The following is a 14908-nucleotide window of genomic DNA, read 5'->3' as shown; positions in this document are numbered from 1 at the left end:
CGATGAGGTTCCATCAAGAACAGCTCGACGCTCTTGACCTCACGGTGCACTGCGCTGTGCACGCCAATGCCGGATCGGGGAAGACGAGTGTCCTCACCCACCGGTTCTTGAAGATCCTCGCCGAAACGCAGACGCCGATGGACAAGGTGGTTGCCATCACGTTCACTCGTGCAGCAGCGGCTGAGATGAAGGAGCGAATACACCGACGTTTGGTGGATCTTCTTCGATCACCGGAAGCACGTGCAGAGTTCGCTCACTCCGGCTCCGACGAGATCTTTGTAAAGAACATCCGGAGTTGGATCAACGAATGTGGTCGGTCCCGCATCAGCACATTCCACAGCTTCTGTTCGTCCATCATCCGACAATACGCGGACGAGCTCAACATCGATGCCGACGTGCGCGATATCGAAGAGCAAGAAGCATCAATGCTCGCAGCCAAGGCCGTTGATATGGCCATGGCAAATGCGTTGGATCCGCAAAGCCCCCTACATGATGAAACACTTGCGGTGTTCGATGATGTGAGTATCAGTGCAGCAACGGATCTCGTGATGCGAATGGCCCGGTCTCGCACGTTCTGCGCGTTGCTCAATGAACGGACAGCAGAAGATGAAACTGCATGGCTTCATCGACAGCACCAAGCCGTTCTGTCGGTGATGAAGGGGCTTGCCATCGACATGCTGCGTGAGGTCATTGAAGGTGTAGCGGACTATTCACACATCGTCCCCTTCGATTCCCTTGATGAACAGATTCGATCGGCGATCGATGAGGCCAAGAACGCTGACAACCAACGAGCAGTTGATATCGCCGTTAGTACGATGTCGAGTTGGTTCACACAAACAGGCACGATCCTCGCCCCCAAGGCAAAACTCGATGCAAGTGGTGCGGCCAAGGAATTCGTTCTTCCGAAGCAAACCTATACTGCGTACGTAACACTCAAGAAGATCTCGTGGGATGACGATCGGGAATTGCGCCTGCTTCGGTTGCTGCGCATACTTGCCACGATCGGGCAGATGGCGTCGGAGAAGTACACGCAGCTCAAGCGTGATCGTAATGGGATCGACTTCGACGATATGATCGGTCTTGCTATTGAGCTCTTGGAGAAGGACGAGGTGGCCCAGGCTATTCGTTCAGGGATCTCCTATCTCATGGTGGATGAGTTTCAGGACACTGACCCGGAACAGTTTCGGTTGTTGAGTCTGCTCGTTCCGGCACTTGCCGGACGTGACATCGCCGGACCGAACATCTTCATCGTTGGTGATGACAAACAGAGCATCTATGGATTTCGGGATGCCGACGTGCGACTCTTTCGCAGAGCAACGCAGGCTATCAGACATGCCAATCTGAAGCATGGTCAGGATGATGGCTATCGTCCACTCTCACGCTCCTACCGCATGCATCAAGACCTCTGTTCAATGGTCAACACCATGTGTGTTCGGATCTTTGGCAGTGTAGAAGCCCCTTCCCCTGAAGACCTGCTCTCGTACGATGTTGCCTATGCCGAGCTTGTAGCAGGCATCACTGCGCCCACATCATCTGCCTTAGGAACATGCAGCGTAGTTATTGATGAACATGATGAACTTGATGCCGTAGCCCGGACCATCGTCCAGATTCTCAATGGCAGCATAGAGCGCAACATTGCCACATTCGATCGTGATAGTGGTGAGTGGTTGGTACGTCCGCCGCAACCCGGAGACATCGCCGTGTTGCTCCCAAAGAACGAGCTTGTGCAGGGCATGGCCGACAAGCTTCGATCCTACAACGTACCATTTCAAATGCACGGCGGAAGGGCCTTCTTCACCCGTCCGGAAGTAAGCGACATCCGTGCACTGCTCACAACCTGCGTCGACCCCTCAAACGACCTTGCCGTTGCAACACTCATGCGTTCGCCCTATCTGCGATGCACCGATGCCGAGATCACCGCAGCAGCACTCACCGGCAGACGATCAAGCTTGCGAGATGGACTAGCACAATATGTTGCAAGGGGCTCTGCATCTCCCGCACTGGTAGATGCCGACAGGCTCCTGGAAACATGGGGTACGCGGATCCTCACGATGCAGATACCGGAGTTCGTTCGTAGTGCGCAAGATGATGTGCGTTGGCATGAGACCATTGCCAAGGATGATCGTCGAGACCAGATCCTTGCCAACGTTGAGAAGACCATCGACATCATTCGCAGTACTATCGATGGCACCGGAGCCGGCATTCATGATGCTATCGAGGCCTTGGTACCGCCCGACGTAGACAGAGAGAAGGAAGGCGAGCTTGTTGCAGAGAGTGATGCCGTGCAGCTCATGACCATACATGCCGCAAAGGGTTTGGAGTATGGCATTGTGGTCCTAGCCGGACTCAACAGCGGCGGAGGAACCAGTCAGACCATCCTTACCGACCAACTCGGCTTCACGTTCGACCTTCCGGCGCAGGCAGCGAAGATCGAAACGCCGTCGGAACTTGAGAAGATGCCTGACGTTCTCACGCATGACATGAACAAGGTGCTCGACAAGATGCGATCAGAGGCAGAGAGCAGGCGCAGACTCTACGTTGCTCTCACGCGTGCCAAGATGCACATCGTGATCTCCTTTCCGATGTCTGATCCCATTGAAAAAGGTAAGGCACTTGCCAAGATGCTCGCAACGGCCCTCTATGCACCCGGTGCGAAGATCCCCTATCAGATCATCACGCCCGACGAAGAGGTTGAGCGATACACTGACGGTAGGTCTGCCCGCACAGAGTATGTTGTTGTTGATCACATCCCTGCTCCGCCCCCTACCCTCATCTCGCCAAGTGCGATGATGCGTTCTCATACGTCGGACGAACCATATCAGGACGCAGACGGAAGCAGTTCCGGCGGCATGATCTACGGCACAGCCATCCACGATGCCCTTTCCGGTGTGATCACCAAGTTCACCGGAATGTCGGATGAGGCGTTGACCAGTGAGATCGTACGTGCGCTATCCATGCACGACCTCGACCGCACCGTTGCCCTCGACGCCGTGACCGAGATCCTTGCGTTGTTGGAGTCGAGCCTCCTCACCTCCAACACCCACCACCTCTCCACCGCCCGCCTCGAGACCCGTCTGGTAGGCGCTCTCAACCAGATCGTCTTCCAAGGTGTGATGGACGTACGTTTTCATCCCAATGACACGACCATCGAGATCTGGGACTGGAAGACCAACAACGTTGCATCATCCGACCACCTCGAATCCGTTGCCGCAGAGTATCAGATCCAGATGTGCACCTACGCCTGGCTCTGTCTCCGCTCCTACCCCGAATGCTCAACCGTTCGCACCCGCCTCGTCTTCACAAAAGCCGCAAGTAAGGGGCTCCACCAGATCGATCACGTACAAGAGTGGAAGCGTGAGGATATGGAGGAGATGGAGGGGGCGATGATGGAGGCGGTTAAGAAGTGACGTAGTGACAAAATGACGAAGTGACGTGTCTAGCAGAACAATACCATTTCAAGTTGAGACTTAGGCTCCTGCAGCTCTATCGGCGTATTCGTTGATTCTTTTGTTTCTTGATTCGATGAATCTTGTCACTGCATGTTTATACATCATGTACTCATCAACATCCGCAAATGCCGGCTTGGTTCGGAAGTTGTCAAATGGTAGGTAGAATCGTATGGTATCGTTCTCGTCGATAAGGTCGTCAAGCAAAAAGAATTTGTAATAGCCGTTAAAGCTTCCAAACAATTCAAAGAAGCTGCTGTATCGCGCAAGTGTATCATATAACGGGCTTTGTTGTCCAAAGTAAAACAAGCGAATGCACTCTAGAGTCAAGTCGAATCTATCGTCAATGAGACTATTTACACCTCGTGCTTGATTTATAGTAGACGTATCGTCAATTCTATTGTTTGGGAACAGCGTGTAGGCACCGATTGTTGATCCTATGTCAAACAGTTCGTCTACTTCACGTGGTATCTGCCTTACAAGCCATTGCTTTCGCGTCTGATTTCTATAGGAGTGTGTTATTGCGTCGCTTCCTAGACGATACTGCCCGAGTTGTGAATCATGATAGAGATATGCCCCCTCTTTGTTGTCGTGCAGCTCAAAGGCCCTTCCATTTGGAAGGGGTTTACTCCACAACATCTTGTGGTATCGCCGCAACGTTGGGCTCGTGCTGTCTGGGTCGCCACCTCTTGCGTCAGTATAAACGTTAAAGGTCGTATCGATCTGCATTTGCAATCTTCCCCCGCTTTCATAGACAGGTAGGTTGATCTCGTTGTCGTGAATTTAGCAATTGATCGATCCGTTCTAGCGTCAAATGACTTGTGTCGGTTTGAACGAGGTCCCTCGCTCCGCTCGGGATGACGCTGCTACCGCTGTGTCTCATATGAAGAAACGCGAGCACCATACATGATGGTGCTCGCGTTTCTCTAGCAAACAATCCAGGTGAGCAGCGTCATCCCGAGGAGCGTAGGGGCGAGGCCCCGCCTCGCCCGAAGCGACGAGGGACCTAACGACATGACGTTATGACATTGTGACGTTATGACATCATGACCTCACTATACGTACCGGCTCCATTCAGACGAAGGACGATGACTAGCAGAACAGGACAATTTCAGACCGTTCTTTTTCCGATCTACGTGATACGTAGGTTGACCCGGTCACTGTACGGACGTCGTTTGAATCACGCTGATATTTGAACGTATAGACAGATCGTACTGTTCTAGCTTCATATCAGCCGTCATTTCCGTGTCCATGGTATACCTGATCATGGCACCTATGGAATCATCATATAGCATCTTGCCTTTTCCACTGCCTGTGGCGTTGATTGAGTACTTCGACACATTCGCCTTCATTTTATATGCCTGCGACACGTTGATGTTGGCGATCCCGTTCGTAACACTCACCAACGTATAGGTTGTCGTGATCGTCATCTCAATGGTCACGCCGGCCACAGGAATCGAGAGTGGCGACTCTATTGAGAAACTCTCACCAACCTTGATCTTCTTCTCGGGAAATGAAAGCTGTGAAAAAGTGTTTTGCATTGCCTGTAGAAGGGTCTTCTTGTACCCCTCCTCTAATCCGCTCGATACCACGGAGTCGAGCGTAGGCATTGCACCACTCGATACACGACCATAGATAACTGTTCCGTTGGGGATGATGTTCTTCCCATCACTGCTTGTTGACTTCACAAACTCAATGGTCAGAGGATACTGTGCCCCATCGGTTACTTTTCCAGTCTTGACTACAGACTCGGTTGTTGACACCTTATTCGTAACGGTCGGATTCTGCACTCCCTTGTTCTTCAGCACTTGAAGGAATTCCTTGGAGCCCGAATACTTAATGTCCGAATGGGAGGACTGTTCCATCGTCTGGGTATACGTTGTTTCTGGTTTGTACTGGATCCTGAACGTAAACCCGTCAGTTGTCTGACCGTGAACGGAGATCTGCGTCAGTGCCAACATCAAGAGGAGAATACTTTTCATCTGGTTGTCGGTTTGTGGTTGTAATGCTGCTAATAGTTAATGCCTTTCAGCTCTAATCACTCCTGATCGTCACTACCCTTTTCATACCCTTCATAGTAGTATGATTGCTCGATGCCTTTGAAGATGATCTCACGGTTGTCTACATCATCCGTCAGTTTGTCGGCGAGAAGGGTCTTCAGCTCTAGCATATTGATTGGGCTTCGCTCCATGGCCTGCAAATAGAGGTCCTTGCTTACGAGCTGCCAGTTCACGACCTTCCTCAGTTGTTTCTTGAGGATCATGTCCAGCCAGATTCGCATGGTCCTACCGTTTCCCTCTAGGAACGGATGAGCAATGTTCATCTCCACATACTTGACAATGATCTCTTCAAACGTTGTCTGGGGCATCACTTCGATTTTCTCCAAGGCTTCCTTGAGATACAACGCGGTGGCAAAGCGAAATCCGCCCTTAGCGATGTTCGAGGTTCGTACCTGCCCCGCAAAGTCATACAGACCGTCGAACAGATACTGATGAATCTGCAGAAGCCCCTTCGTACTGCCGACCTCCATCCTCTCAATATCACCTGTTTCAAACAGCTGGTAGGCTTTCTCTAAACTCTGCTTGTCGATGTTTTTCATGGCGGAGTACATGCCTTGGTTTGTGTCATTATGGCCTAGCCTGAGACCCTGCAATATAGCCCGAACAAGAAGTGACGGAATGACGGAGTGACGCAATGACAAACACGGCCCCACTTGTCTGTCGGAGGAATAACACTAGCAGAACGTGATCATTTCAGGCTACAGGAGCGTCCTCTGCATCTGCCACTCTTCCCGTGTGATCTTCATCCAGTCGCATCGAACATCATTCCACATGAACTGTTCAACAAATCGTAAACCGCACTTTTCCAGTACACTTCTGGATGCTTTGTTCTCTTCATGAACACTTCCAATGATCTCAAGGACGTTCAAGGTAGTAAAACCAAAGTCCAATGCAGCTCTACAAGATTCGGTTGCATATCCTTTACCCCAGTATTTCGGGTTCAGACGATAGCCCACATCATAGTAGTCGATATGGTTGTTTTCCACTTCTCTGACAAGCTTCAAACCACTCCAACCAATGAACTTCCCAGACGATTTTTCAACAGTTGCCCAGCGTCCAATTCCATTACTTTCATACTGCTGACGTATAGATTGAAAAGCGCCTTCAATTTGCTCGATATCGTTTACCGGTTGATTTCCTAGATACCTATGGACCTCAGGATCTGAATCCATTTCGAACCAATCCTTCAAGTCGCTATCTCGCAACTCTCGAAGAATCAGTCTTTCCGTTTCAATGTGATATCTCACTTTTCTGGAAGGGTCATTCACTTTTGATTTCACTCCAAGGCCTGGGCACCGGCGTTCCTATACTGGTGATTCCATATTAGCATGCATCGTGACGTTGAGGTCACCTTTTACCTTTCACACATCTCTTTCAATGTGCTGAGCGCTTTAGGATACGTCTCATTCATATAATCCGTAAAGTCTTCTGTAATGTCAAGGTCCACCGTGACAACAGTAGCCCCGTTACATTCTTCGAAGGTATAGTTTTCATATCCATTGGCCCACTTCTCTACCTCTGGACCTTCTGTTATCTCCACCTCGGCCTTCACAAGTCCGTAGTGTTGAATCGACACAAACTTGTTCGGCGTGATCTCGGCTATTCTGGAAACCACACCTCCCTTTTCACCATTCTCATCTGTTCCAACAAACAGGATCTTGCTTCCCTTGGTCCAACTTCCTTCATAGCTAGATGTCGGATTGAAAGGGGCAGTCCATTGCTCATACGTTGCTTTGTTGCTGATGCCCAGCATAACATCATAGACTTTATCAGCCGGAGCATCAATGTTGATGTTGAACGTTGTCTTCTTCATGAGAATCTCGTGCCCCGTTGGTTGATCAATCCAGACTGTTTTTCACAATGCAGCGAATTTAGCACGGACTACGCCTTCATACTCACATGCTCCCTCGGGTGTGATAAATGAGGCGTAGACGCTCAGTTCATTTAGCTAGCACACCAAGTGCAAGGGTATGAACGACGGGACCTTTTAATAGTGAAGTGGTGAGGTCATTGATTCTCTGCCAACTCAATAAATAAAGGGGGAGGGGGGGGGAGATCACTGTATCACTACTATCTTCGTATAAGTCTTCTTCCCGTCATAAATCTTTACGAAACAAGTACCTTTGGGAAAGGCAGTAAGGTCTATTTCTTCTAACGTTTGATCATTATATACTGACGTTGTATATGTCTTTTCTCCGAGCACATTGAAGATTTCGATTGTTTCAATGTTTTCTCCTCTTACTGAAATGCTTGCAGTTGTCGGATTTGGAAATATTTCTATAGATCTATCAATAGTTGAATGCTCATTGACGGAAGATATTATCCCAGAATTTACTCGATATATTTTTTGTTTTCCTCCGGTACGACCTCCATAAACTGATTCCGACCCACTTATATTCCAAAGAGAACTGCCGTCCCAAGTCAAGCCAAGTGAATGTGGAATACACCAAGGCGTAGAATCTTGAAATGCCCCAGTCTGTGAATCAATTTTATACAATTGCGTACCATTTCTACTACGATAAAGAGCATTTGTGCCGTAAAGATTTCCATCTATCCATTCTAAACCAAGAACACCTGACGCTGTTATAAGTGAATCAACAACACTTCCATTAGTACCGTTTAATTTGTACAATCTCGGTGGTTCATATTGGCTATGCCAGATATTTATACCGTCCCATGCTAATCCCCAACCATTTTGGTCAACTTGACCAAAGGATGGCAAATCAACTTGCTGCAAAACATCACCATTTGCTGGATTTATCTTAAACAATTTGGCTGACTCTTCATCTGCATACCATAAATTCATACCATCATATACTAGGTCTCCGTTTCTATAATCTCTGCTTGAAGCTGGATTGATAATAGAATCAAGATACATTCCTGTAGTACTCACTTTATATATGTAAGAAGTACCAACAAACCACAAATTTTGACCATCCCACGTCAACCCACTAGGATTTGGTCTGGTATCAAAAGAATAGACTGTGTCACAATCATAAATGTTTGTTTTCAGACAATGAGTAACATCTGAATCTTGGAATCGGTTGATTCCTGAAACGATAGTAGTTTCTTCTTCACCATGTCCATTAATGTTGTTAACCATAATGCAGGTTAGCACAATGATTGTGTTCATTACAGTTTTCATATAGCTACTCCCTGCTCATTTGGCTTTTCAATATCGCCAGGTTTTGTAGGTGGTCTCTGGTCTTCACTTATCTTCTCTTCATTGGTCGCTACAATCAAGATTTTTCCTTGTGCATTGTCGAAACAACAGCCTGTCCGCTTCTGGAGTGAGGTCAAATGAACTTGCCACTAACTCCCCTTGACCCCTCACTCAACAAACTAAACACCCACCTATCGTTCGATTAGGTGCTTCTAGTGCCTTCAATAACTCGGGTGATTGAGTTTATAAGTCATCGAATGGACTGCGGATGTGTAGATAGGCCTGGTTGTTAAAATGGGTGTGCAACTCGGGTGTCTTTCTGAAAATAGCGAAGATCAGTTTCTGAATCCAATTGATTGATTGGGTGGTTGTTACACAGTTGATACGCACCGGCTCCCCTCTCGAGCGAAGCGTGCGAGAGGGGTCGGGGGTGAGCTGAGGACCCTTGGCTTCGGTCGGGAAGACGGCGTCCCTCGACTCCGCTCTGGATGACGCTGCTCCCTGAATTGTCGAACGAGATCCCTCGCTCCGCTCGGGATGACGCTGAATCCGCCGTGTGTCAAATGAAGAAACGCGAGCACCATCTATGATGGTGCTCGCGTTTCTCTAGCAAACAATCCAGGCGAGCGACGAGGGACCTAACGACATGACGAAATGACATTATGACGTAGTGACGTCATGACCTCACCACACGTACCGGCTCCCCTCTCGAGCGAAGCGTGCGAGAGGGGTCGGGGGAGAGCTGAGGTCCCACGGCTTCGCCCTGTCCCTCGATCCTCCCTTCGGCAGGACAGGCCCCGCTCGGGATGACGACTGCCTCTTCGCCCCTTCGCCCCTTCGCCCTGCCCATTGGAACTCGCCCCCTACTGGTATTGTTCTCCAGCCGTCAGGTGCTTTGTCGTAATTTTGTGATTATCAACACAAACGAATGTGATGCCCTATGGATACGAATTCTGAACAATGCCCCTATCATGGTGGCGCAGTTAAACAAGGTGCAGGGTCAGGTACACGTAATCGTGATTGGTGGCCCAACCAATTGAAAGTGAACATCCTCCGACAGCACTCCGCGCTGTCCAACCCAATGGATGAGCGGTTTTCGTATGCAGAGGAATTCAAGTCGCTGGACTATGCAGCACTGAAGAATGACCTCCGCGCGCTGATGACGGATTCGCAAGACTGGTGGCCGGCGGATTGGGGACACTATGGTGGACTCTTCATCCGCATGGCATGGCATGCCGCAGGTACGTATCGCACGTTCGATGGACGTGGCGGCGGCGGCACTGGCAATCAACGGTTTGCTCCACTGAATAGCTGGCCGGATAACGGGAACTTGGATAAGGCTCGTCGACTCCTCTGGCCGATCAAGAAGAAGTACGGGAAGAAGATCTCCTGGGCCGACCTTATGATCCTGGCCGGCAATGTCGCGATTGAATCAATGGGGCTTCCCACGTTCGGTTTTGGCGGCGGACGTGCCGATATCTGGGAACCGGAAGAAGACATCTACTGGGGCGCAGAAGCTGAATGGCTTGGCGATAAGCGGTATACCGGAGATCGGGAACTGGAGAGCCCCCTTGCAGCAGTGCAAATGGGTCTGATCTATGTGAACCCACAAGGTCCGAATGGTAACCCCGACCCAGTAGCATCAGGCAAGGACGTTCGCGAAACGTTCAAACGTATGGCGATGAATGATGAAGAGACAGTTGCCCTGGTTGCAGGCGGACACACCTTTGGTAAGGCGCACGGTGCAGGTCTGGAGTCGCATCTAGGCAGAGAACCGGAAGGTGCACCACTAGAAGAGATGGGATTGGGATGGCGCAACTCCATGGGCACAGGCAAGGGCGGAGATACGATCACGAGTGGCATTGAAGGCGCGTGGAAGCCAAACCCAACAACATGGGACAACGGCTACTTTGAAATGTTGTTCAAGTATGAATGGGAACTTGGAAAGAGTCCGGCCGGTGCTTGGCAATGGTTTGCGAAGGACGTGGAAGAACAAGACATGATCCCGGATGCTCATGACCCGACAAAGAAACACCGTCCAATGATGACAACGGCGGATCTTTCGCTGCGCTTCGATCCGATCTATGAGCAGATCTCGCGACGGTTCCTTAACGATCCGAAGGCATTTGCCGACGCCTTCTCACGTGCGTGGTTCAAACTGACACACCGCGATATGGGGCCACGCGCACGCTACCTCGGTCCGGAAGTCCCAGCTGAAGAACTCATCTGGCAAGATCCGCTACCCGCTGCTGACCATGCGCCAGTTTCTGAAGCAGAGATCGCACAACTGAAGTCGGCCATCCGTGCTTCAGGCATCTCATCAACGGATCTCGCCACAACGGCATGGGCATCTGCCTCAACCTTCCGCGGCTCTGATATGCGTGGTGGAGCCAATGGCGCACGTATTCGTCTTGCACCTCAGAAGGATTGGGAAGTAAACCAACCACAGAAACTCGCTGCTGTACTCTCTGCACTAGAGAAGATCCGTTCTACCTCAACGATCTCACTGGCAGACCTCATCGTCCTTGGTGGATGTGTTGCTGTGGAAGATGCAGCAAAGGCAGCAGGACATTCCATCGTAGTGCCGTTCACACCTGGCAGAGTTGATGCAACACAGGAGCAAACGGATGTTGAATCCTTTGGCGTTCTCGAACCTCGCGCTGATGGGTTCAGGAATTACGTTGCGTCGGAAGTGACCGCGGCCGCCGAGGAACTCCTTGTAGACAAGGCACAGCTGCTTACGCTTACGGCTCCGGAGATGACCGTGCTTGTTGGCGGACTCCGTGCACTGAACGTTACGGTGAATGGTTCTACGCATGGCATCCTTACGCAGCGTGCAGGAAGTCTCACCAACGACTTCTTTGTAAACCTGCTGGACATGGCAACGGAATGGCGCACAACCTCGCAGAAGGGTATCTATGAAGGCGTCGATCGCAAGACCGGTGCTGTTCGTTGGACAGGAACTCGTGCAGACCTTGTGTTCGGTTCAAACTCCGAACTCCGCGCACTTGCAGAGGTATACGCAAGTGATGATGCGGCAGAGAAGTTTGTACACGACTTCGTTGCTGCATGGAATAAGGTGATGAACCTTGATCGGTTCGATCTCTAAGATAGATAATGGAGGATGGGGCCTCACCCTTGGGTGTGGCCCCTAGCCCCATGCCTCTTTGATAGTAGAGGCAAACAATTCATTGAGCATCTGTGTAGGGGGCTGTTCAAAGGCCCCATACTGCGCTACATATTCTTTGTAGTATTCGATCTTCTTCTTGATGAAGTCACTCAGAACAATGTTCTGTGGTTCCTGAGTCAGTTCTTCTCCGGCAGATTTTCTACGGAGCAGTTCGTCGATCTCTTCTCGCACGCGAGTCAGACACTTGGCTATTGAGGAGGACATCAAACTCCGTAGGCGCCATCGTCCCATTTTCCGCGATCCAATCACACGCAAGAATTGGACGCAGCATGTAAAAGTATTTCTTTACCGGCACGAGCTCGCGTGTGAGGTAGTCCTTGCAATTTCCATCTGCCATTGATAGGTAGTGGTAGAGGCACGACTTAGGACTGAAATACTCCTTCGACAATTCGCGGAGACGTTCTGCCGTTGAGAAATTCTCTGAATAGATAATGGGGCTACCCAGCCACTCCATCATTGGAGGGTTAGACTTACGGAACAGTCTTAGAGCCTTCTTCAGCTCCCATCCGGCGAGATCAATGTCATTTGGCAGCATTTCTTCCTGACTGTCCTTCTTGTCGTCGATCTGGAGATACCATTCCAATCGATGGATATAGATGTAGCGAACATCCCAATCACTATCGGTTGATGCAAAGCCCCATGCCCTACTACCGCTCTCTACTGCATAGAGGATCTTGATGTCATGCTCCTGCTCAAGGCGGTCTAATTCCAATTGTATCTCAGCGATCATGGTCTTTTCTTCTTCGTGTTTGTAAACGACGTGATAAAAGGGGCTCAACGATCTGCCAGATATACTTTGTTGATGATCTGAATCATATACCAGCGGAAACGCGCCCACTGTATGAGAAGACAATGGGTACGCTATTGCTAAGAATACTGCGTTGACGCTGCAGAATATATCGATTCTCTCTAGATTCCAGCAGCCAGAAAGCATTCTCTAGACGTTGCTTATCTATGCTATTCATGTGCTTATTCTCAGATCAGAACTACCACAAGAAACATTCACACTTAGTCTGTCCTTAAAGTTGGGCAATCATCCAGATCGAGATCTAGTTTGCCCATTTCTTCACATCCATATGTTAGCGCGGCTCGCAACTTCCCGTTGTTGTCATTCTCTCCAATTCTTATAGCAAAGAAGCAACTATTTGTTGTGTCCCAATACTCACTGCTTCCGTAACCGATACCAGTTTGGTCGTCAGTGTCAATTTCACTAGCAAGGAAGAACATTGAACTCAATATCGCCACTCCTGATTTGTTGACAATTGTCTTGTTGTCTTTGTCAATAATCTGAAAGATGTAGTATAGATTAGTCAGGTTGGTGCGTGTAACTGTAAGAACATATTTCCTTCCGTCTTTTATTCCACTAAATGTTGTGGCGCTATCCAGAGCTGGTTCTGCTGGGAAATATGTCGTGTCTGAAGTTATGATATAGTTATTCTCGAGTCTGATTGACTCATAATAGTCTGCAAGACCGTCGATAAATTTCTGGTCATATTGCGATTTGTCTTTGATTTGGAGCTTCGGTCTACTGTTGACCGACGATACAGTCTGAAGAGTGTCCTTAACTGTTACGTAAGACATTCTCTCAGCCGTCAGATTGATCATGCCTCCGGATACCAGTACAATTGTCATTGCCAATATGATGAGTCTCCGCTTCACGATTCTTGGAGCACAGAACCGGTCCCTATTTCCATTGCATTTGTCATTCCAACTCTTTCAGATACTTGAACGTACTTCCAGCTTTTGCCAGGATGATCTTCCCCGCTTTCATAGACAGGTAGGTTGATCTCGTTGTTGTGAAATTAGCTCTTCTTCGAATTGTACTGGCGTCAAATGATTGATGCCGGAATGTAGCCGCTGGCGATTGTAGAAGAGATGCGTCCATCGATAGACGCATCCACGCGCATGGCGCAGGTCATCAAACAGCATTTCGTGCTTTAGCTCTGTCTTCATACGAGCCCAGAAGGACTCCATCGGCGCGTTGTCGTAGCAGTTGCCTCTACCACTCATGCTCTGTTGAAAGTTGCGCTTTGCCAGTTCTGTTCTGAATGTATCTGCGTTGTACTGACTCCTTGGTCTGAATGAAACACGATCGGTTCTGTTGGCCGTGAACGCCGAACATGACACGCTTGATTCAGCGTATGAATGAGCGTTCTCGTTTGCATGTTGTGCGAGACGGTGATGCCGAGAATACGTCGCGAGCACAAGTCCATAATTGCCACTGCATAAGCTTTACCGTTACGACACGGCAACTCGGTGAAGTCACTGACCCATACACGATCAATCACCGGAACGTTGAATGCTCGTTGCAGCAGATTCGGTGCCGGACCGAGAGTACGCGTTGAATCGGTCGTCGGACGGTATCGCCGCTTGCGGCTTGCATGCAAGCCCTCTGCGCGCATCAACCGCTCGACGGTCTTGTGCGTAATGATCTCGCCTTCATTACGCAGCACACGTCATGCGCGGGCTGCCGTACGAGCCGTTTGTCTGCTCGAAGATCCGCTTGAGTCGCAGGCGTACCGTTGCATGACGTATTGTTCTGCGTGAAGGTTCACGTCGTTTCCAAGCGTGATAGCCCTGGCGACTGACTTCCAATGCACGCGACATTGCTGCCAATGGCCATTGCGCCCGATGGGTGTCCATGAAGCGGTATCTCATTTCGGGCGTGGAACGAAGATACCGACTGCCTCCTTTAGGATGTCGCGCTCCATCCTGGCCTGCTTGAGATCACGCTCCAGCTCGCGAATACGCTGCGCATCCGACTTCTGTTCGTCAGCGTGTTGCTTCAAACCAGACTTGGCGATCCACTGTCGCAGCGTCTCTTCGGCAACTCCGAGTTGCTTGGCTGCATTCGATAGCGGGATGTGTTTCTCGATGACCAGGGCGATTGCTTCTCGTTTGAACGCCTCGTCATAACGGTATCCCCGTTTTCCCTTTTCCATGTCGAACCTCCACTGTAATATTAGCAATGGAGATCGTACTAACTGTCAACTAAACGGGGGGAAGATCATGCACCCCTACAAGAAATACTTGGATCATGTCGACCTGC

At 49.8% G+C, this 14908-nt stretch carries 13 protein-coding genes and 1 pseudogene; 2 read left to right on the top strand and 12 right to left on the bottom strand.

The window, feature by feature from the left end:
- Window positions 1–2 precede the first annotated feature (2 nt).
- Window positions 3–3407, top strand: coding sequence for a UvrD-helicase domain-containing protein (locus IPI29_00625; protein MBK7411045.1), 3405 nt, complete (start codon window positions 3–5; stop codon window positions 3405–3407).
- Window positions 3408–3467: 60 nt separating this feature from the next.
- On the opposite strand, the gene IPI29_00620 is transcribed toward IPI29_00625, so the two are convergent.
- The 6 genes from IPI29_00620 to IPI29_00595 all read right to left on the bottom strand — a co-directional run bounded on the left by IPI29_00620 (window position 3468) and on the right by IPI29_00595 (window position 8639).
- Window positions 3468–4175: a hypothetical protein gene (locus IPI29_00620; protein ID MBK7411044.1), complete on the bottom strand. Its 708-nt coding sequence runs from the start codon at window positions 4173–4175 to the stop codon at window positions 3468–3470.
- A 428-nt stretch (window positions 4176–4603) separates the two neighbouring features.
- Window positions 4604–5428 (bottom strand): hypothetical protein, encoded by an 825-nt coding sequence (locus tag IPI29_00615; protein ID MBK7411043.1) that lies wholly within the window; start codon window positions 5426–5428, stop codon window positions 4604–4606.
- Window positions 5429–5484: 56 nt separating this feature from the next.
- Window positions 5485–6045: a Fic family protein gene (locus IPI29_00610; GenBank protein MBK7411042.1), complete on the bottom strand. Its 561-nt coding sequence runs from the start codon at window positions 6043–6045 to the stop codon at window positions 5485–5487.
- 159 nt (window positions 6046–6204) lie between these two features.
- A complete protein-coding gene (locus IPI29_00605; GenBank protein MBK7411041.1) occupies window positions 6205–6753 on the bottom strand; it encodes a GNAT family N-acetyltransferase in 549 nt (182 codons plus the stop codon).
- 107 nt (window positions 6754–6860) lie between these two features.
- Window positions 6861–7319 (bottom strand): SRPBCC domain-containing protein, encoded by a 459-nt coding sequence (locus tag IPI29_00600; protein MBK7411040.1) that lies wholly within the window; start codon window positions 7317–7319, stop codon window positions 6861–6863.
- Window positions 7320–7562: 243 nt separating this feature from the next.
- Entirely contained in the window at window positions 7563–8639 is a 1077-nt protein-coding gene (locus IPI29_00595; GenBank protein ID MBK7411039.1) for a T9SS type A sorting domain-containing protein, read from the bottom strand.
- 970 nt (window positions 8640–9609) lie between these two features.
- Here IPI29_00595 and katG point away from each other — a divergent pair.
- Window positions 9610–11778 carry a catalase/peroxidase HPI gene (katG, locus tag IPI29_00590; protein ID MBK7411038.1) on the top strand — a complete coding sequence of 723 codons (2169 nt, stop codon included), beginning with the start codon at window positions 9610–9612 and terminating at the stop codon, window positions 11776–11778.
- 42 nt (window positions 11779–11820) lie between these two features.
- Here katG and IPI29_00585 read toward each other — a convergent pair.
- The 6 genes and pseudogenes from IPI29_00585 to IPI29_00560 form a co-directional block, all read right to left on the bottom strand.
- A pseudogene (locus IPI29_00585) lies at window positions 11821–12589 on the bottom strand (nucleotidyltransferase domain-containing protein).
- A 278-nt stretch (window positions 12590–12867) separates the two neighbouring features.
- Window positions 12868–13518, bottom strand: a complete 651-nt coding sequence (locus tag IPI29_00580) for a hypothetical protein (GenBank protein MBK7411037.1) — start codon at window positions 13516–13518, stop codon at window positions 12868–12870.
- Between the two features lie 108 nt (window positions 13519–13626).
- Window positions 13627–13869, bottom strand: coding sequence for a transposase (locus tag IPI29_00575; GenBank protein MBK7411036.1), 243 nt, complete (start codon window positions 13867–13869; stop codon window positions 13627–13629).
- A complete protein-coding gene (locus tag IPI29_00570; GenBank protein ID MBK7411035.1) occupies window positions 13866–14312 on the bottom strand; it encodes a DDE-type integrase/transposase/recombinase in 447 nt (148 codons plus the stop codon). Before IPI29_00570 ends, IPI29_00575 begins: the two co-directional genes overlap by 4 nt.
- Window positions 14302–14517 carry a hypothetical protein gene (locus tag IPI29_00565; protein ID MBK7411034.1) on the bottom strand — a complete coding sequence of 72 codons (216 nt, stop codon included), beginning with the start codon at window positions 14515–14517 and terminating at the stop codon, window positions 14302–14304. The genes IPI29_00570 and IPI29_00565 overlap by 11 nt, the downstream gene beginning before the upstream one ends.
- Window positions 14514–14801 (bottom strand): transposase, encoded by a 288-nt coding sequence (locus IPI29_00560; GenBank protein ID MBK7411033.1) that lies wholly within the window; start codon window positions 14799–14801, stop codon window positions 14514–14516. Before IPI29_00560 ends, IPI29_00565 begins: the two co-directional genes overlap by 4 nt.
- Between the last annotated feature and the right edge of the window lie 107 nt (window positions 14802–14908).

The sequence above is a fragment of the Ignavibacteria bacterium genome (genome assembly GCA_016707005.1).
Classification (GTDB): domain Bacteria; phylum Bacteroidota; class Ignavibacteria; order Kapaibacteriales; family Kapaibacteriaceae; genus UBA10438.
The sequence above is the reverse complement of the archived record's forward strand: the minus strand, read 5'-3'. Positions and strand labels throughout refer to the sequence as shown.